Below are 26,585 nucleotides of genomic sequence, written 5' to 3' on the forward strand. Positions count from 1 at the left end.
CAGCCCTAGCATGGTCATCGACAGGGAGACGCCATGAACATGACTAAACCGCAGGGCACCGGCAAATCAGGCTGGCTGGGCAAGCTGGGCCCCGGCCTGATCACCGGCGCCGCCGACGACGACCCCAGCGGCATCGCCACCTATTCGCAGGCCGGCGCGCAGTTCGGCTACGGCATGCTGTGGACCGTGCTGCTGACCTATCCGCTGATGGTGGGCATCCAGGCGATCAGCGCGCGCATCGGCCGCGTCAGCGGACATGGACTGGCGACCAATATCCGCCGCCACTTTCCGAAGCCGCTGCTGTACCTGCTGGTCGGCCTGCTGCTGGTGGCCAACACCATCAACATCGCCGCCGACATCGCCGCCATGGGCCAGGCTGTGACGCTGCTGGCCGGCGGTCCCGCCCACTGGTATGCGGCCGCAGCCGGCCTGCTGTCGCTGGTGCTGCAGGTGACGCTGCCGTACAGCCGCTACGTCAAGGTGCTGAAGTGGCTGACGCTGGCCTTACTGGCCTATGTCGTCACCGCGCTGACGCTCAAGCTGCCGTGGCTCAAGCTGCTGCACGAGGCGCTGCTGCCCAAGCTGTCGTGGAACGCGGCCTACATCACGACGGTGGTGGCCGTCTTCGGCACCACCATCAGCCCCTACCTGTTCTTCTGGCAGGCCTCGCAGGAAGTCGAGGACTTGCACGCCGACCCGAAGGCCAGGGCGCTCAAGCACGCACAGGCGCAGGCGCCGCAGAATCTGCAACGCATCAAGATCGACACCGTGGTCGGCATGGGCTTTTCCAATCTGGTGGCCGCGTTCATCATGCTGACCACGGCCGCCACGCTGGGCGCGCATGGCATCACGCAGATCGCATCGTCGGCGCAGGCGGCCTCGGCGCTACGGCCGATAGCCGGCGACTTCGCATTCGCGCTGTTCAGCATGGGCATCATCGGCACCGGCCTGCTGGCGGTGCCCGTGCTGGCCGGCTCGGCCGCCTACGCCATCGCCGGCGCCATGCACTGGAAGAACAGCCTGGAGCTGCAATACTCCGGTGCGCCAAGGTTCTACGCCATCATTATCGGCTCCACAGTCATCGGCACCGCGCTGTGCTTTACCGACATCGATCCTATCCGCGCGCTGTACTGGAGCGCAGTGCTCAACGGCGTGATCTCGGTACCCATCATGGTGGTGGTGATGCTGCTGGCGGCGCGGCCGGCGGTGATGGGCAGGCTGGTGATCTCGCGCCGGCTCAGCGTGCTGGGCTGGCTATGCACCGGCGTGATGGCCGCCGCCGTGCTGGCGATGTTCGCCACGATGGGAAAATAATCGGGTAAGCTGAAGCCTCGTCACTTGTGGAGCTGCTTATGCTGCGATTCCCTGCACTGCTGCTGGCCGGCCTGCTGTCGCTGTCGGCGCTGGCGTTCGAGCGGCCGTTCCCGCCGCACGCGCTGCGCGGCAAGATGACGCCCGGCTACTTCCCCGATGTCAGCATCGACGGCAAGCCGCGCCAGCTGTCGCCGGCCGCGCGCATCTTCAACCAGGACAATATGATCGAAATGCCGGCCGCGCTGCGCGGCAGCGACATCGTGGTCAACTACACGGTGGACATGAACGGCAATATCGACCGCATCTGGATACTGACGCCCGAGGAGGCGGCGCAAAAGCTGCCGACCCCAGCGGCTAAATAGCGAAGTTGTCAACGTGCGGCCTGTCGAGCAGGCCGTCCGCAAAAACCAGCAGTTCCTCCGCCGGTATGGGCCGGGAAATGTGGTAGCCCTGCAGGTAGTGGCAACCCATCTTTTCCAGGATGGCTGCCTGGCCGGCGGTCTCCACGCCCTCCGCCACCAGTTGCAGGCCCAGGCTGTGGCCCATGGCGATGATGGCGTGCACCAGGTTGTTGCTGCGCTCGCTGTGCTCGATATCCATGACGAAGGCGCGGTCTATCTTCAGCGTGTTCAGGTGGAACTGGGTCAGGTAGCTGAGCGAGGAGTAGCCGGTGCCGAAGTCGTCCAGCGAAATGCTGACGCCCAGCGCGCGCAACTGCGCCAGCACCGCCTGCACCTGGCCGCCGTCGTCGATCAGCACCCTTTCGGTCAATTCCAGCTCCAGCTGGCGCGGCGCCAGGCCGTTGGCGGCCAGCGCCTGCCGCACCAGTTCGACGAAGCGCGGATCGGCCAGCTGCCAGGCCGAGACGTTGATGCTGATGGTGATCCCGCCCAGCGCGCCGGCCTGCCACTGCCCCACCTGTCGGCACGCTTCGTTCAGCACCCAGGTGCCAAGTTCGACGATCATGCCGCTATCTTCGGCGACCGGGATGAAACGGTCCGGCTGCACCGCGCCCAGCAAGGCGCTGTTCCAGCGCAGCAGCGCCTCCACTTTGGTCAGTTTGCCGGTGTGGGCGTCGGTGATGGCCTGGTAGACCAGATGGAACTCGCCGGCCTCGATGGCGCCTCGCAAGGCGCCGTCGATCACCAGCGCATCCTTGGCGGCGGCGTTCATGGCGTCGTTGAAGAAGCGCATCTCGCCGCGCCCGGCCTTCTTGGCTTCGTACATGGCGATATCGGCGTTGCGGATGAGCGTATCGCTATCGCTGCCGTGCGAGGGATAGCAAGCGATGCCTATGCTGGTCGATACGCCGATCGCGTGATGGGACAGGCTGAAGCTGTCGGCCATGGTGGCGATGATGCCGGTGGCGCAGTCGCTGGCGGTCTGCTCACTGGTGCCGATGGGCAAGCCGGGCAGGATGACGATGAACTCGTCCCCGCCGAAGCGGGCCAGCACGTCCTGCGGGCGCAGCACGCCGTGCAGGCGGCGCGCGCACTGGCGCAGCAGTTCGTCGCCGGCAGCATGACCGAAGGAATCGTTGACGCGCTTGAACTTGTCCAGGTCGATGAACAGCACGGCGCATTCGCAGACACTGGAGGCGGCTTTGGCGACCTCCTCTTCCAGCCGCTTGGACAGCGCGTGGCGGTTGAAATAGCCGGTGACGGGATCGATGCGGGCAGCCTGGTAGAGCTGGTCGTCCTTCTTTTTGCGTTCGCTGATGTCCAGCAGCTGGACCAGGCAATACAGGCGGCCACGCTCTTCGTACGGCGAGCCCAGCATCTCGACGGGCAGTTTATTGCCGTTATGCAAAGTCAGGATGGTGGTGTCGACGATGGGGAACTGGACGCCTTCGGTCAGGAAATGGCTGAAGTACTGGTCCGCCATCTGGCGCGTGAGGCCTGGAAGCAACTCGGAAACGTGGCGGCCGATCAGGTCGGCGGGACCGTTAAAGCCAAGCAATCTTGCGCAGCGTTCATTCGCCACCATCACATAACCGCGACGGTCGCGGATCAGGAAACCATTGCTCAGGCTATCGATGGTGCGCGCATACCGCTGTTGAATCTCGTCCTGCACCGCATAAATCAAACCAAGCATGCTGAAGGTTTTTAATATCGTGGTGCCGATAAACCAGATCAGGTATAACTCCGGCCCCAGCGTGACGGAGGTCAGGACATTAAACCCGCCTCTTAATATCAACGTTATGCCGAGCAAGCGATAACGGTTTTTATTATTGATCAGGCGCTGCCCACACCACAACATCATCAAGCCTAAAATCAGGGCACTGCCAGGCGCCAGTAAATCGGGATATTCCACCCAAACCACACTGCTTACAATGGATATTAGTAACCCGGCCGGCAATATCAAACGGATTTGATAACGGTGTAATTCACCCAGGAAGAATTTCGTTCCGCTCCAATATCCGATCATGCCGGCGGAGAGCAAGATGGCGCAAAGCGGAATACGTACGGCTTCGGACAATATGCGGTCGCCGATAAACCAGATAACTATCCCGCTCATTACCGACAACTGCCCCAGCCCCCAGAATAAGGCATGCTTTTCCTTGCGCTGCATTAGCCAAAGGAAAATAAGTAAGGTACTCAGAATAGCGTCAGCTGAAAAGGCAGCCGCTACTGCGGAGAGATGGGCGTAATTGCTGAGGTCCGTGCTCATAGATATCGGCCGGCGTCTGGCCCAAGAACTGTATTGGAGTAACTCCCCTCATTGTATGCTGAACGGCTGTGACAGCGGTATTCCGGCCGGAGCGGAGTGTTGCCGATTGGCACAATGCGCCTCTCCGAGCGGGTAACCATGTTTTTTATGCCAAAAATTAGCACGTTCCCGCCAGTTTCCAGCTTGACCCAAAGCACCCGCGCGCAGCGCCCCAGCGCAGTTGGCTGGATTGTGTTTAGAGAAATAAGGAGATAGCCAACGCCCACATTACCAGCGCAATCACGCCGTCCAATATCTGCCAGGCTCGTGGTTTGGCAAATACCGGCGTTAAATAACGGGCGCCCAACCCCAGGCTGCCAAACCATAACAGCGACGCCAGCATTGCGCCCAGCGCGAAATACCAGCGGCCATTTCCGGCCTGCTGTCCACCTATCGAACCCAGCAATACAACCGTATCCAGATAAACATGGGGATTTAAAAGACTGAATGCCAGCATGGCCGCAATCACCGTGCGACGATCGCCGGCCATGGAGTTTTCACTTGCAGCCATGACGCCGGGATTGAATGCCGAGCGCGCAGCCCGTAATCCGTACCAGAATAAGAAACCGGCGCCGGCAATCTTAATCCAGAATAAAAGCGCGGGCGCTTCCACAATCAACTGGCCCATACCGGCCACGCCAGCACCGATCAATACAACATCGCAGATGACGCAAATGGCGATGCAAGTTAATACGAATTCCCGCTTCAACGCCTGTCGCAATAAATAAGCGTTTTGCGAGCCGATGGCGACGATGAGGCTGCCGCCGAGACCGATTCCTTTTAAAAAAGCTGTGGCTTCCATATTTTTTCTCCTTGAACAATGCCGACAGCTTAGATCGTGCGCAAAGATAAGTATAATTAATAATACTGACCAAATATTAGAGACGCTAATGAAGCAGGTAGACTATCGCGGCCTGGCCGCGCTCGACGCCGTCATCGATTACGGCAGCTTCGACAAGGCCGCCGTGGCCTTGTCGATCACCCAGTCCGCCGTCTCGCAACGGATCCGCATGCTGGAAAACAACGCCGGCGAGTTGCTGATCGTCCGCAGCCAGCCGCCCGCCCCCACCGAAGCCGGACAGCGTTTGATCGCCCATTACCGCCAGGTGCGACTGCTGGAGGCGGCGCTGCTGCACCGCCCGGATTCCGGCGAGGCGCGGCCGGAGATCGCCATCGCCGTCAACGCCGACAGCGCCGCCACCTGGGTGCCGGAAGCCGTGACGCCGCTGATGAGCAGCGGCGCCTGCCTGCTGCACATCCGCCTGGACGACCAGGATCACACGCTGACGATGTTGCGGGAGGGCCGGGTATTCGGCTGCGTCACCAGCGAAGCGGCGCAAGTGGCGGGAACCACGCCGACGCCGCTGGGCGTCATGCGCTACCACTGCGTCGCCAGCCCGGCATTTGCCCGGCAATGGTTCCCGCACGGCATGACGGCCGAGGCCGTACAGCAGGCGCCGGCACTGAATTTCGACCGCAAGGATGCGCTGCAGGAGCGCTACATCGCCCGCCGTACCGGCTATACCGGCCACTATCCCCACCATTCCTTCGCCAGCTCGGAGGGTTTTGTGCGGTTTATCGAAGCGGGTTTCGGCTACGGCATGGTGCCGGCGCTGCAATGCGCGCCGCAGCTCGGCGCGGGAACGCTGGTGGAAATCACGCCGGGAGACTATCTGGACGTGCCGCTGATCTGGCATATGTGGGATATCCAGACGGCATTTACGCGCGCATTGTCTGACAATATGATCGCTACTGCGCGCAAATACCTGCTTTAAGCCGCGCCGTCGAGCGCCGCGAGGTCCCGCCGCACGCGCTCTTCCCAGGCCTCAGGATCGGGTTCATAGGCCGCTTGCGCGGTGGCCGGCGCCAGCGTCGCCAGCGGGCCGACGCGCTGGTACAGCATCACGCTGGTCCAGGCGATGGTGCCGGCAGGGAAATAATGCAGCAGCCTGAATGCCGGATGTTTGAGCGCATAAGTGGTGGTGCTGACCAGTGCGCCTTCCCGCATCTCGCGCGCCAGCTTATCGCCCAGCGCATCCATCAGGGGGCCGAAGCAGGTGCTGTACATGAACACCAGGCTGGCGCCGCGCACATCGACCTTGAACATGTCCGCCTCGATGAAGGCGATGCGTGCAGCGAGATCGAGCAGATGGCTGCCATGCGCGGGGCCGCCGAACGGCAGCTGCAGCGGCGTGTCGGGCGTCAGCGGCGACGGCAGCGCCGCCAGCCCCTGGCGTGCCAGCGCCAGCAGCACATGCAGACGCTCGATCGCCATCGCGTGCCGGTAGCCCATCAGCTCGACGCCGATGCAGCGCTGGAACGGAAACGCCAGCGCCGCCGACATCACCACCTTGCCCAGTCCGCTACCCAGATCGACCATGACGCCGCCGGGAGGGATGAGCGGGGCGATCGCCTCGAAATAGTTGTCCAGCTCGTAGCGCTGGAATTCGCCGTAAATCAGGCTGCCGTCTTCGGCCAGCCAGGCGCGCACTTCGGCGTCGCTGATCTGCTCCAGCGGGCGGAAGCCCGGCGGCGGCGCGGTGCGCGGCAACATCCCGTGCGGCAGCAGACTGGCCGGCAGGGTGCCGATGATGGCGCTCAGATGCGGACGCAGGCGCTGGATCAGGTAGTCGCGCCGCGAGCGGTCTTCCAGGCAGGCGCGCAGCGCGTAGCCGACTTCGATAAATTGGAGGAACGGGCTATCGGGCGTCAGCACGATCGGCGGCCGCACATGCTTTTCGCCGCCCTGGATGCTTTGAAACAGCGCCTCGAACACATCGTCCGGGTGCTGGAAGCTGGTGATGGAGCGGGCCGGCCTGTCCTCCGTGCGCATATCAGGCCCGCAGCGCGGCCAGCATTTGATCGACGCTGTCGTGCGCGGCCTGCCAGCCTGAACTGGCCAGTGCCGGCGCGCAGACCGGGCAAGCCTCGAAAGGATTGCAGTCGTGCGGCAGTTCCTGGTAGAACTTGCCCACCACCGATTTGCCCACATACGAATCGACCGACAGCGGCTTGGCCTTCGGCGCGACGGACGCCTTGGCCGGCACGAAATCGGCGCCGCCGGGCGCCAGCCAGCGTTCGAAGGGCTCGGTCGGCTTGCCGTCGGGCACGTACCACGACTTGCGCTCGCCATTCCAGCGCGCGCCCAAGGCCTTGGCTTCGTCCTTTTCCGCAAACGGAACTTTTAAAAACATCATCGTGGCTACTCCGCTAAAGGAAGCCGCCATTTTACATGCACATGATTGACTGCACCGCATATCGCCGATATAGTTGCCAAAAGCAAGCATCTGGAGGATTCCATGCATCAGGACATGCAACAGCAGGCCGAAATCGTCAGGCAGTTCAACCGCTACTACACCGTGCACCTGGGGCTGCTGCGCGGACGCTACCTGGACACCGACTATTCGCTCAGCGAAGGGCGCGTCATGTACGAACTGTCCATGCATCCCGGCTGCACCGCCAACCACCTGCGCAACAAGCTGGACCTGGATGGCGGCTATATGAGCCGCCTGGTGCGTTCGCTCGGCGAGCGCGGCCTGGTGCATGGCGTGCGCTCCGAGCTGGACAAGCGCGCCACCCTGCTAAGCCTGACCGAAGCGGGCCAGGCCGTCATCGCCGACATCAACCATCGCGCCTCGGCGGAAACCGTGCGCATGCTGGGCCAGCTGGGCGAAGCGCAGCGCACGGAATTGCTGGAGGCGATGGGCAAAGTGCAGCACATCCTGTCGACGCCGGCCACGCGCGTGATGCGCGCCACCACCGCCCAGCTCGGCGATGCGCGGCATCTGCTGTACGAATATTTCGACGTCATCAACGTCGTGCTGCGCGATGACGACGAGGCCATCCGCGCCTTCCTCGACGATGCCAGCTCGGCCATGTGGATCGCCTACGTGGACGGCGTCGCGGCCGCCTGCGTGGCCATGCGTCCGCTGGCGGAAGTGGCCGGCGCGACCGAGTGCAAGCGGCTGTATGTCGCCGACCGTTTCCGCCGGCGCGGCCTGGCCGAGGCGCTGATGCAGGCGCTGGAAAGCCACGCATCCCAGTCCGGCTATGACGCGGTGTATCTCGACACCAAGGACGACCTGCACGCGGCCATCAAGCTGTACGAACAGCTCGGCTACGAACGCTGCGCGCGCTACAACGACAACCCGCAGGCGACCATCTTCATGCGCAAGCGGATAAAGTGATGGCGCCGTGTCGTCTGTGAGAAAATCCGGGATTGGATTCAACTAGCGACAACCATGCCCATCATCGAACCGATCACCCTGACGCTGGCCGAACTGGCCAGCCGTTGGAACCAGCCCACCCGCCAAGTGCTCGAACAAGGCCTGCCGATGTATTTCTACTTCGACGGGCTGGTGTTCGACTTCAGCGACAAATGGCACCGCGCCAACGGCGACGCCGAGGAAGTGCAGGATCTGGAAGCGCATCAAACGCGGCTGGCCACGGTCGACCTGGATCTGCAACGCCAGTCGCTGCACAAACGCGGCCTGCTGAAACTGACGCAGTGGGAAGACGCGCTCAGCGACGACGAACTGCACCACCTGCAAGCCGAGTCCGACCGCCTGACCACGGAAATCGCGCGCCTGGGCGCGCTGCTCAAGGAGCGCACCGAAGAGCGCCAGCGCCACGTGCGCAACGGCCTGCTGCGCGCCGCGCCACGCACGCTGCGCGACATCGCGCAGCACGGCCAGGCCAAGTTCCCGCAATTCGCCTTCATGCCGGCCTCCCCCGCCGGCAACGAACAGATCGCCGGCGGCGCGGTGGTCGCGCTGGAGGATGGCTTCCCGGCGAAAGCCCTGCTGACCGCCGACGATCTGGTGGTGGCGATGCTGGACGTGCGCGCGGCTGAGGCGGCAAACTAGGCTGCTTACGTCATCACCCGGCCGCCAGCCACATCGAGCGTGACGCCGGTGATCCATGACGCCGACTCGGACAGCAGGAACAACGCGGCCGACGCGACGTCGTCCGGCTGCCCAAGCCGCCCCAGCGGAAACGCCTGCAGCATCGCTTGCTGCTGCTCGGGCGGCATGCGGAGAGCGGTGCGCTCGGTCAGCACCGCCGATGGCGAAATGCAGTTCACGCGCAAGCCATGCCGTCCCACCTCGTTGGCCGCGTGCTTGGTCAACATGATCACGCCGGCCTTGGCTGCCCCGTAGCCCGCCGGCGCCCCCGAAGCAACCCGCCCTCCCGCCGACGCCATCGTGACGATGCTGCCGGCGCCGCGCGCGATCATCGCCGGCAGGAAGCACTTGAGCGTGAAGAAGGTCGAGGTCAGATTGTGATCGATGCTTGAGCGCCAATCCTGTTCCGTGATCTCGGCCAGAGGGACGGGACGTCCGCTGCCGCCGCCGGCAAATGCCAGCAACAACTCGGGCGAGCCGAACCCGGCCTCGATGGCGTCACGCATGCGTTCGACGGCGGCCAGGTCGGCGCAATCCGCCGCCGCCGCGAACGCCTCGCCGCCTTCGGCGCGAATCGCGGCCACGGTCGTGGCGATGGCATCGCGGTCGCGGCCGTTGACGGCGACCCGGACGCCGCAGCGCGCCAGCGCCAGGCAGGTGGCGGCGCCGATACCGCGCGAGCCGCCGGTGACAAGGGCCACCTTGCCGCGCAGGTCGGCGTAGGTGGGAACAAGGCTGTTTGCTTTTTCGGTCATGACTAGTCTCCAGTGAATGCTTGACGCCAGATTACAAAGTGACTAGGCTAAAATCAAATCATCAATTATTGGTCTAACCATAAAATAAAAGATGTCTTACCTTTTGCATCTGCGCAGCTTCCTCAGCGTCTACCGGCACAATTCGATCTCGCGTGCCGCGCTCGCGCTGCAACTGACGCAGCCAGCGGTATCGCGCCACATCAAGATACTGGAGGCGCGCTTGCAGTCGCAGCTGTTCACCCGCTTGCCGCGCGGCCTGGCGCCGACACCGTCCGCGATCGAACTCGAACGGCAGGCGGGGCCGCACCTGGATGCGCTCGATGCGCTGGTCGGCAGCGGCGCCGGCCAGCGCGACGACCTTGCCGGAGTGGTTCACGTGGGCGCGACCAGCGGCTTCTCGCGACTGCTGCTGTCTGCGTTGAACACGCTGCCGCGCTACGCGATCCGGCTCGACCTGCGCGCGATGCCGCCGCCGGCGCTGGTGGCGGCACTGGTGGCGCGCGAACTCGATGTGGCGGTCACGCTGGCGCGCATCCCGCACAAAGGCATCGACTACGAACTGTTGTTTGAAGGGCGCCAGCAACTGGTCTGCGCGCCGGCTTTGCGCGACCGCCTGCCCAGGTCGGCGGCGCCGAAAGGCTTGCCGCTGATCGACTTGCAGGGACCGGTACCGCCGCTGGCAAGCTTTTGGCGCGAGGTGTTCGGCAGCAGTCCGGAGCTGCCGTCCGCTGTCGTACCGGACTATCAAACTGCGCTGGAGGCCGCAGCTGCGGGCGCCGGACTGGCGGTCGTGCCGGAGTGTTTGTGCCGGCCGCTGCTGCACGCCGGACAGCTGATCGCGCTGCCGCTGCCGAAACGCGCGCCACAGTTCGCGCTCTACATCGCCAGCGCCAAGGGAGGCGGCGCCTCCGGCCGCGCCAGCGTTTGCCGACAGCAGCTGATCGACGCCGCCCGCAACTGGTGACGGGGAGTTTCGATCAGGACTTTGCGCCGCGTGCCAGCGGCAGCGTATTCAAACGGTTCTCGATCTCGATGCGCACCGCATCCGGCACAGCCAGATCCTGCATGGCCTTGGGCCAGAGATCCCTGGCGCGCGCGACCGTTTGAGTGACAGCCGCCTTGGCGATGCGCTCCGAGATGCCTGCCCGTCTGGCAATCGCGGTGTAGGTGCTCAGGGTTTCTTGTCGCTGCAATTTGTCGATGGCGACATTGGCGCCGAAACCGCGAAAGCCGGACAGTGCCGCCACACAGACGATATCGTAGGCCGGCGACAGCTCGGGGCGGACGCCATTGTGGTAAAGCACGCTGAAATTCTTCAGATGGGCATCCGAGTTCCCGATGAGCGTGTTGACAGCCTGTCGGATAAAGAACTGGCGCACATCCTCAATGCCGCGCACGCCGAGGCGGTCCAGCACCTGGATCAGCTTGACGAATTCTTTGGCGCCGGAATACTTCTGGCCGGGCATCAGCGTCAGCAATTGGCAGGCGTCTTCCATGTGCACCGCGCCGCCGGGGCCACGGTCGAATCGGTCGACCGCCAGGAAGCGCGTGCCGGGGCCCAAGGCGTCAACCAGTTCGGGATAGCCGGCCAGCGTACTCATCGGCTCCGGCCTGCATTGCGCGACGTTGACCCCGGCCAGGCCCGCCAGCGTCATGCACGCGTACTCGTTCATCACTTGCGAGTCGTCACCGGCCAGCGGCAGCTTGGCAACCAGGTCGGATGGCTTGCCCTTGACCGGCATGCAGCAGCGTTTTCCATCCCTGGCGCGGGACAGCGCCAGCTTGTCCTGCACGCCTGACAGCGACGCCGCGCCCTCGGCGGCCTGCTCGGGCACACCGATTTCCAGGTTGTCGGCGCCACCCGTGACGCCATATGCGCGGGCGGCTGCAGTCAGATTATCGAGGTTGGCCGGCACCACGGTGGCCGCGCCTGGCAAGTCTTCGCCGGCGGCGGCCAGGATGCCAAAGTCGTCCATGTCGAGGTCGCTCTTGCGCGTAGCCGCCAGCCGGCGACGGAGCGGCCCTTCTGGCAACAGGCCCGCAAAGAATGGCGGCAACTCGCCGCGCTCGCGGTACAGCGCTGGATCGAAGTAGTTTTTCAGCGTTTCCTGCGTCACTTGCTCGGCGCCCGGCAGCGTCATGGAAAGCGACAGGGTAGCGCGCCGCGTATCGGCCAGGTATTGCTCGGTAGCGATGAAGCGCGTTACCCGTCCTGCTTCGCACAGCCAGCCGACCTGCTGCCCGCGTAGCCACACTTCCAGATATCGCGGTTTCAACGCCTTGCTCAATTAAGCCCCCTGCAGAAGCCGGTCGACCGTTGATGGAACATCGTCCGGCCCGATGGTTTTGCCGGACAAAAGGCGGGCAACCTCGGGGAGCAGATGCTTGGGTATCAGGACCAGGCTCGCATCCATGGCGTCGGCCAGCGCCTCGACGGTGCTGAGCCTGGAATCCACTTTCCCGCCCAGCACGTTGCTGACCTGTGGCACGCTCATCGCCGTCAGATCCGAGATGGTCTGCAGCGTCTTCCCCAACTCGCGGCGACGCAGTTGTAATTGCTCGGAGACCTTCATTTTATTCTTTCAGATAAATTAGCTCTAAAATTTTACATCAAAATGTAAATTATTGAGAAAGCAATTTTATGGAAAGACGTAATAACATCCAATCATATTACGTGAAAGAACAAACCCGGCAAGCCCATGAAAAAAGCACCTGGACAGTAACCCATCCAGGTGCTTTGATTTTCATGTGAAATTTGGTGGGCCTCCCGTGAGTCGAACACGGCACCAACGGATTATGAGCCCGTGAAGTCGGTCCATCAGACCGTCTTACATTCAACAAATTTTCCTAGCAAAAACAAACGGTTGCAGTTGCCATTGAGGCGCATAGAACATCGCTTTGCCATGAAATACTGGCACCAGAAGCACACCAGATGTCACCGAAAGACAGGAGCCCGACCGGAAAACGCCAACGTACACCCACAGCTATACCGCCAAGGTTGGCGTCAGACGTCAGCTACTTACGGGTCCCCTGCAACGATCTCAGCGCTAGTGGACGCATCATCTTCGTCACGCCGAATTGCGCGGAGCTGTGTCATCACCTCATCGCCATAGGGAGTAAGGGTCCAATACGTACCCGAGTCCTTAACGCTTCGCGCTTTGTCGCTCCTCGCAATCAACCCCAATGCGCGAAGCTGTACTTTAATGGTTTGGAAATCATCCTGTCCAATCCTAAAACTCCGAATCGAATGTCCCACGAGACGTTTGTCGCCTTGCATCCGTTCAATATTTTCTGATTCGGTAAAGGCGTCTAGAGCGGACTTCAGTGCGGGTTCAGTGGCCTCGTGAATCATGAGTGGCGCGATACTACCGAAAAGCTCATTCCATGATGGACTAAATTGCGCGGACCACGTGACCGACTGATATTCACCGGGTGCGGTGGTGTTGAAGGAAAAACGAATCGAGTGCTCTTCATCCCCTTGCGCCAATCCTTCGGCTCCCTTGGGTGCGGAAGTACGAGCACGCGCCAACGCCGCTTGTAACTCTTCGACTCGCCGTCGCAGTTGAAGAAGTTCAACAGTCGCCTCCCGGTCCGCCAATTCGTTCGCGCGAACCCATCCCACAGCCGGAGTCGATTTGATGAGCTGAATTAAGCTTCGGCTCACCACCGAACCAAGTTCTTGAGGCGACTCCCAATGTTTGCAAAGCTTCTTTTCGACCGTAGTCCGGAAAGCGCTAAGCTTTTTCTTACCCTCATCGGTTGATTCAGAGTTATCAGCCGAAATCTTCCCCGGATTTCGATGAAGGAACGCGATGGTTGGTTTGCCGGTGGAAAGGGCGTACTGATATTCCATTTCTGTATAACTAATGCCTTCTGCTCCAACAGAACCGTAACGCCCCCCGACAATTAGTACGTAGTAGTCGCAGTCATCTATTACCTTCTTGATCAAGTTCCATTGAGTTTCATTTGTTGCAGGAAAAAGCTCCATCCCGGCAGGAATGCAGTCCAGTTCAAGCAGTGCGTTCATAACTTCCTGACGCTCGACTTCCAGGTCTCGAAACGTACTGCTTACAAAAACTTGATAGCGCTTTTCCAATGGGATCTCCAAGTCTAACTATTTATCCACAAGCATGTTGTCACGGCGCACTTACGAAAGCAAGCCGGCGTCCAGACATGCTTGTGTGCGCTGTACACAAGCTTCCTACTTTGTGGTCGGATATGTGTTCTCGCGAAGATGCTTGATGCCGAAATCGCAATTCAACGTCACCGAGCCCACCGGGCGGCTGCTTCGCTCAGGACCCCGGTTCACGACGCTGGACGTATGGCTTCGCGGTGATGGCTTGTACTTTGTGTTCATTGTTGAGGTTCCCGTGTTGGTTGGCTGAAAATGAAAGAAGCCCAATGTCTGTTGAAGGACATTGGGCTTCCGGTAGGGTCGGTAGACTCATCAAAATATTAATATATTTACAATTTATGTATTGATTTCGAAATTCCTGGTGGGTGCCGTTAGCCCAATTTATCCATAGATTTGTCCTGATCGGCTCCGATCTCAGCCCGTTAAATCGGCGATAATTACCAACCTTATGTTTGCAGTCTGTAGGCTAGCTCACAGCTCCGTAGACCAGACGCGAACTGCGCTGTGAAGCGTACAGTTAGTGGCTAAATGCGGCCAGATGACTACTTTTGGGATGGCGCGTAGCCCCATAATAATCAATTGAGTAACTTGAGTAGGCCAGATGACACAAAAAGAAAACCAGATCGAACGGAGCCTGATCGCCAAGCTAACCGATCTAAAATACATCTATCGCGACGACATCCGCGACAAAGCAACTCTTGAGCATAACTTTCGCCAGAAGTTTGAGGCGTTAAACCGTGTCCACCTCACGGACGCCGAGTTCGCCCGCCTGCGCGACGAGATCATCACCACTGATGTTTTTGCCGCCGCACAGGGTCTGCGCGAAAAGGGCAAATTCACCCGAGAGGATGGTACCCCGCTGGAATACATGCTGGTCAATATCCGGGACTGGTGCAAGAACGAGTTTGAGGTCATCAACCAGCTTCGCGTCAATACGGACAACAGCCACCACCGCTACGACGTCATCATCCTGATTAACGGCTTGCCGATAGTGCAGATCGAGCTGAAATCCCTGCAAATCAGTCCGCGCCGCGCCATGGAGCAGATCGTCGACTACAAAAACGATCCCGGCAATGGCTATACCAACTCGCTGCTTTGTTTCATGCAGTTGTTTATCGTCAGCAACGAAAGCGACACCCGCTACTTCGCCAACAACAGCAACCAGCACTTCAGCTTTAACGCCGAAGAGCGCTTTTTGCCCATCTACCAGCATGCCGACGATAAAAACAACAAAATCACCCACCTGCACGACTTTGCCGACGACTTCCTCGAAAAGTGCAGCTTGGGCCGCTTGATCAGTCGCTATATGGTTCTGGTGCAGAGTGAGCAAAAAATTCTCGTTATGCGGCCCTACCAAATCTATGCGGTCAAGAACATTGTCGAATGTATCCATCAGAATCGCGGCAACGGCTATATCTGGCACACCACTGGCAGCGGCAAGACGCTCACCTCCTTCAAGGCCTCCACGCTGCTGAAAGACAATCCAGACATCGAAAAATGCATGTTCGTCGTAGACCGTAAAGACCTCGACCGCCAGACCCGCGAAGAGTTCAACAAATTCCAGGAAGGCTGTGTCGAGCACAACACCAACACCGAAGCCATGGTGCGTCGTATGCTCTCGGACGACTACGCCGACAAAGTGATTGTCACCACGATCCAGAAGTTGGGCCTAGCGCTGGACGAAAACAGCAAACGCAACAAGGCGAAACAAAAAGAAGGTAAACCGACCTACAAGGAACGCCTCGAACCCTTGCGCGACAAGCGTGTGGTCTTTATCTTCGATGAATGTCACCGCTCTCAATTCGGCGAGAACCACAAGGCGATCAAAGAGTTCTTTCCCAAGGCGCAGCTGTTCGGATTTACCGGCACCCCCATCTTTGACGAAAACGCCACCTATCAACAGATCGATGGCAATGTTGGTTCATTCAAAACCACACAGGATATCTTCGAAAAAGAGCTGCACGCCTATACCATCACGCACGCCATCGATGACAAAAACGTGCTGAGTTTCCACATCGACTACTTTGGCAAGGATGGTGACGAAAAGCCCAAGAAAGGGCAGACGCCTCCGCCAGATGCCGTCATCAACGCCATACTACAAAAGCACGACAGCGCCACTGACCACCGCCGCTTCAACGCGATGCTGGCTACAGCTTCCATCAACAGCGCCATTGAATACCACGAGCTATTCAAAGTAATGCAGTCGAAAAAACAGGCCGAAGATGAAACTTTCGTGCCGCTCCACATCGCCTGCGTCTTCTCGCCGCCAGCAGAAGGTAACAAGGACGTGCTGCAACTGCAAGAAGACCTCACACAGGAAAAAGAAGATAACAAGCAAGAGCCGGAGAAAAAGAAGGCCGCGCTCAAGACCATTATTGACGACTACAACCGCCAATACGGCACCAATCACACCATCAACGAATTCGATCTCTACTATCAGGACGTACAACAGCGCATTAAGGATCAAAAGTACAGCAACGCAGACTACCCGCGTAAAAACAAGATCGACATCACAATCGTGGTGGACATGTTGCTCACCGGTTTCGACTCCAAATACCTCAACACTCTGTATGTGGACAAAAACCTCAAACATCACGGTCTGATCCAGGCGTTTTCGCGTACCAATCGCGTGCTCAACGATAGCAAGCCTTGGGGCAACATCCTCGACTTCCGCTATCAGGAGAGTGAAGTCGACGACGCCATCAAACTGTTTTCCGGCGCGACCATCGACCGGGCGCGAGAAATCTGGTTGGTTGATCCCGCCCCCAAAGTGGTGGACCAGTACCAAGCCGCCGTAGACAAGCTGGAAACCTTTATGGCCGCCAAAGGATTGCCGTGCGAGCCTTCACAAGTGCTAAACCTCAAGGGTGACACTGCCAAGGCAGAATTCATTAACCACTTCAAGGAAGTGCAAAAACTCAAGACCCAACTTGAGCAATACACCGACCTCGACGATCAGAGCAAACAGACTATCGAGCAAAAACTTCCTACCGACACCCTGCGCAGCTTCAAGGCCGCTTATCTCGATACAGCGCTGGAGCTCAAACGCAAACAGGGCAAAGCCGGAGAAGCTGGGCCAGAGGTGCAACAACTGGAATTCGACCTAGTGCTGTTTGCCTCCAGCCTAATCGACTACGACTACATCATGGGGCTAATTGCCAAGTCTACCCAGAAAACCGGCAAGCAGAAGATGACCCGCGCTCAGCTGATTGAGCTTATCAGCGCCAACGCCAACCTGATGGAAGAGCGCGAAGAGATCATCGCCTACATCAACAGCTTGAAAACAGGCGAAGTGCTCAACGAAAAAGAAATACGTGCCGGTTATCAGGCCTTCAAGACACAAAAGGCCGCCGCTGACTTGGCCAGTATCGCGACAAAGCACGGTTTGCAAGCTGCGGCGCTGCAAGCTTTTGTAGATGCCATCATGGGCCGAATGATTTTCGATGGAGAACAACTGACCGACCTGCTTTCGCCGCTAGGGCTGGGGTGGAAAGCGCGACGTGAAGCCGAGCTGGCGTTAATGGAAGACCTTGTTTCCTATCTACAAAAGCTTGCAGGCGGCCGCGAGATATCGGGATTGAATGCGTATGAGTAAGCAAGCGAAAAAAGGACTGTTGCCAGAGCGACGCTTCCCTGAATTTCAGGATAAGGGCGCGTGGGAGAGGAGTCAGCTTGGTGCACTTTCGACAATCGTTCGTGGTGGTTCTCCTCGACCAATTGAAGCCTTTCTAACGCGCGACGTCAACGGCCTTAACTGGCTAAAGATTGGCGACGTAGATAAAGGATCAAAATATGTGATTCACACGGAAGAGCGAGTTAAGGATTCAGCTCTAAGTAAAACTCGGGTTGTGAATAACGGCGACTTAATCATGTCCAACTCTATGAGTTTTGGTCGACCGTATATTATGAAAATTGCGTCTTGCATCCATGATGGTTGGATCGCCGTTACAAACATTAACGACAATATTGATCGTGATTATTTGTATTACTTAATTCTCTCCAATGAGAGTCAAATTTATTTTTTCAATTCAGCCGCAGGCGGAGGAGTTAAAAACTTAAATGCCGAAATAATTAAAGCGTTACCAGTCGCATTCCCCCAAAAAGACGAACAGCAAAAAATAGCCCATTGTCTCGCCTCTATCGATGATCTGATCGCCGCTCAAGCGCAAAAACTTATCGACTTAAAAAATCATAAAAGAGGCTTGCTTCAACGACTTTTCCCAATGGAGGGCGAGACTGTACCAAAACACCGCTTTCCTGAATTTCAGGATCAGGACAAGTGGGTCGCCTCGACCATCGGCGATATTAGCGAAATAACGTCCGGCGGCACACCAAGCAGGTCAATGCCAGAATATTGGGATGGAGATATTCCATGGGTTTCGACCACGTTAATTGATTTCAACACCATTAAAAATGTGAATGAATATATCACTCAAGATGGTTTGAACAATTCATCGACTAAAATCATTCCCGAGGGTGCATTATTGATGGCTATGTATGGTCAAGGAATAACTCGGGGCAAGGTGGCTAAACTCGGCATAGATGCAACAATTAATCAAGCATGTGCCGCTATTTTATTGAACGATAAAGTGAATGCAGAGTTCGTTTTTCAGAATTTGGCTGCTCGATACGATGAGATCAGAAAAATAAGCAATCCGGGCGGGCAAGAGAATTTAAGTGCGACTCTAATTAAACAAATTCCATTCTCGTATCCAAATATCGAAAGTGGTGAGCAACAAAAAATCGCTACCTGCCTGGCGTCTATCGACAAATTGATCGCCGCTCAAACTCAAAAACTCGATGCCTTTAAGGCCCATAAAAAAGGTCTAATGCAGCAACTTTTTCCAAAAATGGATGAGGAGAGCGCATGAGTAACGAACTGGCCACCTTTACAGACCTCAGCGCTGTAGCTTCGCACCTACGCGAGAAGCTCGCAGATAAGAAATACGTACTCCTGTTTGCCTACAACGGAACAGGAAAGACACGATTGTCGATGGAGTTCAAAAATCTTGGCAAGAACGACGACACTCGGGACACTCTCTACTTCAATGCTTTTACTGAAGATTTATTTTACTGGGATAACGATTTAGAAAGTGATTCGAGCAGAGAGCTTTGTTTAAACACACGCTCCAGATTCTTTAATGGATTACTAGGAACAGCTATAGATACGAAAATCCGTGGCCTTCTTCATCGCCACGTTGATTTTGACTTTAAAATAAAAACAAAAGAAATTGAACTCAAAGAGGGCGATCAACTCATAAAGCAACTGATTACTTATGTTTCATTTGAAAGAGAAATTTTAATCGATGGCGTATTGGAAATCATCGACAATATAAAAATATCACGTGGGGAAGAGAATATTTTTATATGGTGCTTCTTCCTTGCTGTTGCTCAAATAGCTTTAGATAAAGAAGAGGGCTCACCTTATGAATGGGTTAAGTATATCTACATTGATGACCCCATATCTTCACTGGATGACAACTACGCTATATCAGTCGCCAATCACTTAGGGCAATTATTGAAGGATTCCAGCGGTGAAGTGAAAACAGTTATTTCCTCTCATCACGCGCTATTTTTCAATATTATGTGCAACGAATTGAAAAAAGCGTTGAAATATATGCTATGCAAGCATGATGGTCGCGTCAAGTATTCGCTTAAAGACACTACCGATACACCATATTTCCACCATGTGGCTGTTTTGAAGTTACTAAATAAAGCGGCCAAGCGCAATGAACTATTCACCTATCACTTTGGGATGCTTAGAAACATTATGGAGAAAGCGGCGAGCTTCCATGGATTCAATAATTTATCCGACTTCATTAGGCGTGATGATGATAATGATCCTGAAGGCGTTTTGCATCATCGAATTATTCAATTGCTAAATCACGGTGGATACTCCCATTTTGAGCCTCAGGAAATGATGGAAGAAAACAAACAACATTTCAAGAACATACTAACAAAGTTTATGGCGGACTATGAGTTCAACCCAGGCTTATTCCCGGAATTAAATGAAGAGACAGCAGCATGACTAAAGAAGAACTGAATCAACTCGGCAAGACTCTCTGGGATATCGCCGACCAGTTGCGTGGGGCGATGAATGCCGATGATTTTCGTGACTATATGCTGTCGTTCCTTTTTTTGCGGTACCTCTCAGACAACTACGAGCTGGCGGCAAAGAAGGAATTGGGCAGGGACTATCCAACCCCAACAGCGGGGGACCGGCGCGCACCACTGGCTGTCTGGTACGAAGAGAATGCAAAAGATGCCGAAGACTTTGAAAAACAGATGCGCCTCAAAGTTCATTATGTAATCGAGCCGAGATATCTTTGGAGCAGTATTGCGGAAATGGCGCGCACGCAACATAGCGACCTGCTGGACACGTTGTGGAAGGGATTCAAGTACATCGAAGAGAAATCATTCGAAAGTACGTTCCGGGGATTATTTTCAGAAATTAACCTACACTCCGAAAAGCTGGGAAAAAAACCCTCAGATCGCAATGCTAAGCTTAGCACCATCATTCAGAAAATTGCCGAAGGTATTTCAAAATTCAGTACCGACACAGATATTTTGGGCGACGCTTATGAGTACCTGATCGGAGAGTTCGCTGCCGGCTCAGGAAAGAAGGCGGGCGAATTCTATACGCCACAACAAATTTCAACTGTCCTTTCCGAGATCGTCACGTTGGATAGCCAAGAACCCGCTAACGGCAAAAAGAAAAAACTGAGCAAGGTGCTGGACTTCGCCTGCGGCTCCGGCTCTCTGCTTTTAAATGTGCGCAAACGCCTCCACCGCGAGGGCGGTGTGGTCGGGAAGATTTACGGCCAGGAAAAGAACATCACGACTTACAACCTGGCGCGCATGAACATGTTGCTGCATGGGGTGAAGGATACTGAGTTCGAGATTCATCACGGCGATTCGCTGCTCAACGACTGGGACATCCTCAACGAGATGAACCCAGCTAAGAAGCAACAATTCGACGCTGTAGTGGCTAATCCCCCCTTCAGCTATCGCTGGGAGCCTACAGAAGCGCTGAGTGAGGATTTCCGCTTCAAGAACTACGGCCTTGCCCCGAAGTCGGCCGCCGACTTTGCCTTTCTCTTGCACGGTTTTCACTTCCTCAGTGATAGCGGCGTAATGGCGATTATTCTGCCCCACGGCGTGCTGTTCCGTGGCGGCGCGGAAGAACGTATCCGTACCAAATTACTCAAAGACAGTCATATCGACACCGTGATTGGTCTGCCCGCCAACTTGTTCTTCTCAACCGGCATCCCAGTCTGCATTCTTGTCTTGAAAAGGTGCAAAAAGCCAGATGACGTGCTGTTTATCAACGCAAGCTCTGAAGGCAATTTCGAGAAGGGAAAACGGCAAAACCGCTTATTGCCGGAACACATCGACAAGATCGTCAGCACCTATCAATATCGCAAAGAGGAGACGCGCTACTCTCGGCGAGTGTCGATGGATGAGATCGAAAAAAATGATTTCAACCTGAATATTTCCCGTTACGTCAGCACTGCCACTGAAGACGAAGAGATAGATTTGAACGCAGTAAATGCTGAATTAAACGAGATTGAAAACCGTGCCCAAGAAGCAGCTAAGGTCCACAATAATTTTCTGCGTGAGTTGGGGCTGCCTCCGATCTAATGAGTGTTCTGTCGATAACAAAAACGTTGTACACGTGTAGCAATTTCCACTTCGCTCCATGCATTGCCGCAGACAAACTTATTTGACTCTTACAGCTACTTACAGGGCCGTTCAGGCGGTATGAGCCTCTAGATAGGTTGCTAGGTACCGAGTTTGCTCAGCACTGACCACGGTACGTATCGTAGGCTGAAGGACCGACGCTACGCTAATTTTGGGGAGCATGAGGGACGTACTGCTGACTCGGGCACACAGGTTACGCAAACTGTTCTGTGTAGACCTCTACGCAACGTCCCTTTCTTGACTTTGACAAACGAGGACCAGAAATGGACCAGAACTTTCTTTTGACAAGAAAAAAGGAGTTGCGAATCTCTTCGCAACTCCTTGATTTTGCTACTGAATTTGGTGGGCCTCCCGTGAGTCGAACACGGCACCAACGGATTATGAGTCCGCTGCTCTAACCAAGCATGAGCTAGAGGCCCAGGGTGTTGCTTTGCGCTGGGGACAGTTGCCAGCCCCTCCTACGCGCGGTCGTTTTTAAAACGAACTCGCGAGGATAAGGGCTAGCGCCGCCAGTAGTCAAGTCTTAGTTGCCTTCCAAGAAGCTTTTCAGCTTGTCCGAACGCGATGGGTGGCGCAGCTTGCGCAGCGCCTTGGCTTCGATCTGACGGATGCGCTCGCGCGTCACGTCGAACTGCTTGCCCACCTCTTCCAGGGTGTGGTCGGTCGACATTTCGATACCGAAACGCATGCGCAGCACCTTGGCTTCGCGCGGGGTCAGCGAGTCCAGCACGTCCTTGACCACGCCGCGCATCGAGGCGTGCAAGGCGGCGTCGGATGGCGCCAGCGTGTTGTTGTCCTCGATGAAGTCGCCCAGGTGCGAATCGTCGTCGTCGCCGATCGGCGTCTCCATCGAAATCGGTTCCTTGGCGATCTTCATGATCTTGCGGATCTTGTCCTCGGGCATCTCCATCTTGATGGCCAGCGTCGCCGGATCCGGCTCGGCGCCGGTTTCCTGCAGAATCTGGCGGGAAATCCGGTTCATCTTGTTGATGGTCTCGATCATGTGCACCGGAATACGGATGGTGCGCGCCTGGTCGGCGATCGAGCGGGTGATGGCCTGACGGATCCACCACGTCGCATAGGTCGAGAACTTGTAGCCGCGGCGATATTCGAACTTGTCCACCGCCTTCATCAGGCCGATATTGCCTTCCTGGATCAGGTCGAGGAATTGCAGGCCACGGTTGGTGTATTTCTTGGCGATCGAAATCACCAGGCGCAAGTTGGCCTCGGTCATTTCGCGCTTGGCCTTGCGCGCCTTCATTTCACCGGCCGCCATCTGGCGGTTGATGTTGCGCAGGTCCGGCAGCGGCAGCACGACGCGCGCCTGCAGGTCGATCAGGCGCTGCTGCAGTTCCTTGATGGTCGGGATGTTGCGGCCCAGGATGGCGCTGTAGGCGTGCCCTGCGGCCACTTCGCCGTCCACCCATTCCAGATTGGTTTCATTGCCCGGGAAGACTTTGATGAAGTGGGCGCGCGGCATGCCGCACTTGTTCACGGCCACGTCCAGGATCTGCTTCTCGATGTGGCGCACTTCGTCGACCTGGCCGCGCAGCGTGTCGCACAGCTTCTCGACCACCTTGGCGGTGAAGCGGATGCCCAGCAGCTCGAACGAGATCGCTTCCTGCGCCTTGACGTAGGCCTTGGAGTTGTAGCCTTCCTTCTCGAAGGCGCGGCGCATCTTGTCGAATTGCAGGGAGATGACGTCGAATTTTTCCAGCGCGGCGTTTTTCAACGCTTCCAGCTGTTCGGCCGAGAAACCTGCCGCGCCGGAGGCGCTCGCTTCTTCCTCTTCCTCTTCTTCCTCTTCTTCCTCTTCCTCTTCGTCCTCTTCCTCTTCGGCCGGCGCGGCCGCTACCGGCGCGGCGACTTCCTCGCTCTCGTCGACCAGGCCGTCGACGATTTCGTCGATCTTGATTTCATCGGCGCGGATGCGGTCGGAGGCGGCGATGATCTCTGCGATCGTCACCGGGCAGGCGGAGATCGCCTGGATCATGTCTTTCAGGCCGTCTTCGATGCGCTTGGCGATTTCGATCTCGCCTTCGCGGGTCAGCAGCTCGACCGAGCCCATTTCGCGCATATACATGCGGACCGGGTCGGTGGTGCGGCCGAAATCGGAATCGACGGTCGACAGCGCCGCTTCGGCGGCCGCTTCGGCTTCGTCGTCGCTGGTGACGGTGGCGACATTGTCGGACAGCAGCAGGGTCTCGGCATCGGGCGCGTGCTCGTAGACGGCGATGCCCATGTCGTTGAAGGTGCCGATAATGCCCTCGATCGCTTCCGGATCGACGATATTTTCAGGCAAATGGTCATTGATCTCGGCGTACGTGAGGAAGCCGCGTTCCTTGCCGAACTTGATCAGGGTCTTGAGTTTCTGGCGGCGGCGTTCGAGTTCTTCCTCGGTCGCTTCCGTGTCCGACGAGAAAGCGTCCTTCAGCAGCGCCTTTTCCTTGGCCTTGCGGTCCTTGGCCTTGGCCTTGTCGACCGCCTTCAGCTCGGCGCGTTCGACCGCGTTCAGCGCGGCGACTTCGTCGTTTTCCGGCTGGAATTCCTTCGGCTTGCGCCCGCGCCTGCCCGGCACTTTGACCGACGGCAGCACGTAGCCCGACGTATCAATCGCAGCCAGCGTCGCCGCATCGGTGGTCTGGCTGACCGCTGGCGGGTTGCTGGCGACACGCGTTTCCGATTTGTCCGCCGTTTTAGCGGATTTTGCGGTCACTTTGCTCGGCTTTGCAGCCGCTTTGGATTCAGGTTTCTTGATTGGCACAGGCGCTTTCGATTACACAACGACTTGCTTATTTAGGATAAAGTTTCTTGCGGCCCTCACGGGCCTACGTCTTCGAACTTGCCGACTGCACAAGTGCGACAATACTACGACTTACTTACACCTGGTCGGGCCGATCGACCTCAACAGAACCCCACCCTCTCGGCGGAAATTCTACTGCATCAGACACGTGCGTGGGGGCAAGAAACCATGACTAGGTTAGAAAGCAAACAGAACGTTTGCGATACAGCGCCGCCGTAGCGCGCTGCCGTAACCAAAGCTGGCCCTGGCCGCCGACACCCGTTCTTCCATGTCGATCAAGAGCCTAACTTACTGAAAACAAACACACTCTGAACTGAAAAACGATGCCAAAACATACAACACTTAGCGTTTTATTATAGCACGTCACTTTTCAATTTCCAGAGGGCAGAACCCCACTTCTCCCCGCTGCAATCATGACAGAAACATTACTATACAAAACGCCTTACAACATTATCGGTTAGCCAACTCAGCCTCCGCTTCGCGCAGCAGCTGATTTTGCTGCGCCGTCAGTTCGCGATAGCGTACGCCGATCTCGTCGGACGACAATCCCGCCGCGAACAACTGGCTCAGCTCCTGCTTCAGCGCCTCGGTCTTCACCTGGCGGATAATTCCGCGCAACTCCATCCGCACCGCGTCGATGTCCGCCTCCGGCTCCTTGGCGATCTCGCCGATGAGCGCGTCGTACTCGTCGCCCTGCGACTTCAGGTGCTGGGCAAAGGCTGCGAAGCCGCCGTTCGGTCCCATCGACTGGGCTGACGCCACCAGCTGGACCAGGCGTTCGGCCGGCGCCGCGCCAAAGTAATTGAACGCCGCCAGCGCCGCCTCGTCGATATTCAGCGCCAGCGGTGGATGCGCCACCAGCATGCGCACGATCTGCAATTCCAGCCCGACCGGAACCGGACGGCCGGTGCGCGGCGGCGCCTGACGGGCGACGGCGACCGGCTTGGCCAACTCGAACAGCACCTCGATCTCAGACGGCGTGCTCTGCGTCAGCTGCGCCAGGCCGCGCACGATCTGCAGGCGCAGCGAGGTCGGCGTCATCGCCTGCAGCATCGGCTTGGCGTCGAACTGGGCGCGGGCCCGGCCTTCCGGACTCTGCAAATCATGCTCGCCCACCGCTTCCTTGACCAGGAACTGCGACAGCGGCATGGCTTCGTGTATTTCCTGCTCGAACGCTTCGTTGCCGTAGGTACGGACGTAGCTGTCCGGATCGTGCTCGGTCGGCAGGAACAGGAATTTGATGGTCTTGTTGTCCGTCACGTGCGGCAGACAGGCTTCCAGCGCACGCCGCGCGGCGCGGCGGCCGGCCTTGTCGCCGTCGAAGCTGAAAATCACCGTGTCGGTTTGACGCAACAATTTCTGTACGTGATGGGTGGTGCAGGCGGTGCCCAGGGTCGCCACCGCTTGCGGGAAACCCATCTGCGCCAGCGCCACCACATCCATATAGCCTTCCGTCACCAGCACATAGCCCGCATCGCGGATCGCCTGGCGCGCTTCGAACAAGCCATACAACTCGAATCCCTTTGAAAATAAAGGCGTTTCGGGAGAATTCAAGTACTTCGGTTCACCGTGGTCCAGCACCCGGCCGCCAAAGGCGATGACCTGGCCTTTGGTGTTTTTAATCGGAAACATCACGCGCTCGCGGAAGCGGTCGTAGCGTTTGCGGTTGCCGCCGTCCTCGTCCACCTTGTCGATGACCAGGCCGGCCTCGGCCAGCGCCACCGCCTCGTACTCGGGGAAGATGGAGCGCAGGTTGTCCCAGCCGGGCGGCGCGTAGCCGAGGCCGAAACGGGCGGCGATCTCGCCGGTCAGGCCGCGATTCTTCAGGTAGGCGATGGCATCGGTGGCGCCGCGCAGCTGGGAGCGGTAAAACTCGCTGGCGCGCGTCATCGCCTCGGTCAGGGCCAGGCTTTGCGCGGCCATTTGCGCGCGCTGGGCCGGCGGGATTTTATCGTCCTGCTCGGGCACGACCATGCCGACGTTTTGCGCCAGGTCTTTGACGGCGTCGACAAAACCCATACCGGAGTATTCGATCAGGAAGCCGATCGAGGTGCCGTGCGCGCCGCAGCCGAAGCAATGGTAGAACTGCTTGGTCGGGCTGACCGTGAAACTGGGCGATTTTTCGCTGTGAAACGGGCACAGGCCCATGAAATTCGCGCCGCCTTTTTTCAGCTGCACATAACGTCCGACCACGTCGACGATGTCGACCCGGTTCAGCAAATCAGAAATAAAGGATTGTGGGATCACAGGCTAGACGGTCTTGT

Annotated in this window: 20 protein-coding genes and 1 tRNA gene; 10 read left to right on the forward strand and 11 right to left on the reverse strand. The window is 57.6% G+C overall.

Translation table 11 applies throughout. The annotated features are described in order from the left end of the window. Positions 1–33 precede the first annotated feature (33 nt). Together GEV01_RS17050 and GEV01_RS17055 are read left to right on the forward strand one after the other, a co-directional pair. Positions 34–1,314 (forward strand): NRAMP family divalent metal transporter, encoded by a 1,281-nt coding sequence (locus tag GEV01_RS17050; protein ID WP_152806563.1) that lies wholly within the window; start codon positions 34–36, stop codon positions 1,312–1,314. A gap of 38 nt (positions 1,315–1,352) precedes the next feature. Then, on the forward strand, positions 1,353–1,676 hold the full coding sequence (locus GEV01_RS17055) for a hypothetical protein (RefSeq protein ID WP_152806565.1): 324 nt from the start codon (positions 1,353–1,355) through the stop codon (positions 1,674–1,676). On the opposite strand, the gene GEV01_RS17060 is transcribed toward GEV01_RS17055, so the two are convergent. Then, positions 1,669–3,408, reverse strand: coding sequence for a putative bifunctional diguanylate cyclase/phosphodiesterase (locus GEV01_RS17060; RefSeq protein WP_235914400.1), 1,740 nt, complete (start codon positions 3,406–3,408; stop codon positions 1,669–1,671). The genes GEV01_RS17055 and GEV01_RS17060 overlap by 8 nt on opposite strands. 811 nt (positions 3,409–4,219) lie before the next feature. Then, a complete protein-coding gene (locus GEV01_RS17065) occupies positions 4,220–4,825 on the reverse strand; it encodes a LysE/ArgO family amino acid transporter (protein ID WP_152806569.1) in 606 nt (201 codons plus the stop codon). 88 nt (positions 4,826–4,913) lie between these two features. Between GEV01_RS17065 and GEV01_RS17070 the strand changes: the two genes are divergently transcribed. After that, positions 4,914–5,798: a LysR family transcriptional regulator ArgP gene (locus GEV01_RS17070; RefSeq protein ID WP_152806571.1), complete on the forward strand. Its 885-nt coding sequence runs from the start codon at positions 4,914–4,916 to the stop codon at positions 5,796–5,798. Here the strand turns inward: GEV01_RS17070 and GEV01_RS17075 are convergent. Both GEV01_RS17075 and GEV01_RS17080 read right to left on the reverse strand, forming a co-directional pair. Further along, complete coding sequence (locus GEV01_RS17075) at positions 5,795–6,856, reverse strand: histone methylation protein DOT1-like protein (RefSeq protein ID WP_152806573.1); 1,062 nt, start codon at positions 6,854–6,856, stop codon at positions 5,795–5,797. The two genes, GEV01_RS17070 and GEV01_RS17075, sit on opposite strands and share 4 nt — an antisense overlap. A gap of 1 nt (position 6,857) precedes the next feature. Next, a complete protein-coding gene (locus GEV01_RS17080) occupies positions 6,858–7,220 on the reverse strand; it encodes a DUF5710 domain-containing protein (RefSeq protein WP_152806575.1) in 363 nt (120 codons plus the stop codon). Between the two features lie 102 nt (positions 7,221–7,322). Here GEV01_RS17080 and GEV01_RS17085 point away from each other — a divergent pair, with 102 nt between their 5' ends. Further along, positions 7,323–8,210 carry a bifunctional helix-turn-helix transcriptional regulator/GNAT family N-acetyltransferase gene (locus GEV01_RS17085; protein WP_152806577.1) on the forward strand — a complete coding sequence of 296 codons (888 nt, stop codon included), beginning with the start codon at positions 7,323–7,325 and terminating at the stop codon, positions 8,208–8,210. A 54-nt stretch (positions 8,211–8,264) separates the two neighbouring features. Further along, positions 8,265–8,888: a hypothetical protein gene (locus tag GEV01_RS17090; RefSeq protein ID WP_152806579.1), complete on the forward strand. Its 624-nt coding sequence runs from the start codon at positions 8,265–8,267 to the stop codon at positions 8,886–8,888. A 5-nt stretch (positions 8,889–8,893) separates the two neighbouring features. Here the strand turns inward: GEV01_RS17090 and GEV01_RS17095 are convergent, their stop codons facing one another. Next, positions 8,894–9,682, reverse strand: a complete 789-nt coding sequence (locus GEV01_RS17095; RefSeq protein ID WP_152806581.1) for an SDR family NAD(P)-dependent oxidoreductase — start codon at positions 9,680–9,682, stop codon at positions 8,894–8,896. A 91-nt stretch (positions 9,683–9,773) separates the two neighbouring features. Between GEV01_RS17095 and GEV01_RS17100 the strand changes: the two genes are divergently transcribed. Then, positions 9,774–10,646, forward strand: a complete 873-nt coding sequence (locus tag GEV01_RS17100; RefSeq protein ID WP_152806583.1) for a LysR family transcriptional regulator — start codon at positions 9,774–9,776, stop codon at positions 10,644–10,646. Between the two features lie 13 nt (positions 10,647–10,659). On the opposite strand, the gene GEV01_RS17105 is transcribed toward GEV01_RS17100, so the two are convergent. From GEV01_RS17105 to GEV01_RS17115, 3 genes are all read right to left on the reverse strand, one after another. Beyond that, entirely contained in the window at positions 10,660–11,970 is a 1,311-nt protein-coding gene (locus GEV01_RS17105) for a type II toxin-antitoxin system HipA family toxin (RefSeq protein WP_152806585.1), read from the reverse strand. Beyond that, a complete protein-coding gene (locus tag GEV01_RS17110) occupies positions 11,971–12,255 on the reverse strand; it encodes a helix-turn-helix domain-containing protein (RefSeq protein ID WP_152806587.1) in 285 nt (94 codons plus the stop codon). A 446-nt stretch (positions 12,256–12,701) separates the two neighbouring features. Continuing rightward, entirely contained in the window at positions 12,702–13,778 is a 1,077-nt protein-coding gene (locus tag GEV01_RS17115) for a DUF4062 domain-containing protein (protein WP_152806589.1), read from the reverse strand. 640 nt (positions 13,779–14,418) lie between these two features. Here GEV01_RS17115 and GEV01_RS17120 point away from each other — a divergent pair. Genes GEV01_RS17120 through GEV01_RS17135 form a run of 4 tightly spaced genes read left to right on the forward strand, consistent with a single transcriptional unit; the run spans position 14,419 to position 21,458 of the window. Then, entirely contained in the window at positions 14,419–17,412 is a 2,994-nt protein-coding gene (locus tag GEV01_RS17120; RefSeq protein ID WP_152806591.1) for a type I restriction endonuclease subunit R, read from the forward strand. Then, entirely contained in the window at positions 17,405–18,688 is a 1,284-nt protein-coding gene (locus GEV01_RS17125) for a restriction endonuclease subunit S (RefSeq protein WP_152806593.1), read from the forward strand. The genes GEV01_RS17120 and GEV01_RS17125 overlap by 8 nt, the downstream gene beginning before the upstream one ends. Continuing rightward, positions 18,685–19,845, forward strand: coding sequence for an AAA family ATPase (locus GEV01_RS17130; protein WP_152806595.1), 1,161 nt, complete (start codon positions 18,685–18,687; stop codon positions 19,843–19,845). The genes GEV01_RS17125 and GEV01_RS17130 overlap by 4 nt, the downstream gene beginning before the upstream one ends. After that, positions 19,842–21,458 carry a type I restriction-modification system subunit M gene (locus tag GEV01_RS17135; RefSeq protein ID WP_152806597.1) on the forward strand — a complete coding sequence of 539 codons (1,617 nt, stop codon included), beginning with the start codon at positions 19,842–19,844 and terminating at the stop codon, positions 21,456–21,458. Before GEV01_RS17130 ends, GEV01_RS17135 begins: the two co-directional genes overlap by 4 nt. A gap of 400 nt (positions 21,459–21,858) precedes the next feature. Here the strand turns inward: GEV01_RS17135 and GEV01_RS17140 are convergent. The 3 genes from GEV01_RS17140 to dnaG all read right to left on the reverse strand — a co-directional run bounded on the left by GEV01_RS17140 (position 21,859) and on the right by dnaG (position 26,568). Next, positions 21,859–21,937: transfer RNA gene (locus GEV01_RS17140), tRNA-Ile, on the reverse strand. Positions 21,938–22,041: 104 nt separating this feature from the next. After that, entirely contained in the window at positions 22,042–24,282 is a 2,241-nt protein-coding gene (gene rpoD, locus GEV01_RS17145; RefSeq protein ID WP_408014830.1) for an RNA polymerase sigma factor RpoD, read from the reverse strand. A gap of 489 nt (positions 24,283–24,771) precedes the next feature. After that, positions 24,772–26,568 (reverse strand): DNA primase, encoded by a 1,797-nt coding sequence (dnaG, locus tag GEV01_RS17150; RefSeq protein ID WP_328595537.1) that lies wholly within the window; start codon positions 26,566–26,568, stop codon positions 24,772–24,774. Positions 26,569–26,585 lie beyond the last annotated feature (17 nt).

Origin of the sequence: Rugamonas rivuli (genome assembly GCF_009380165.1) — a bacterium.
Taxonomy (GTDB): Bacteria; Pseudomonadota; Gammaproteobacteria; order Burkholderiales; family Burkholderiaceae_D; genus Rugamonas; species Rugamonas rivuli.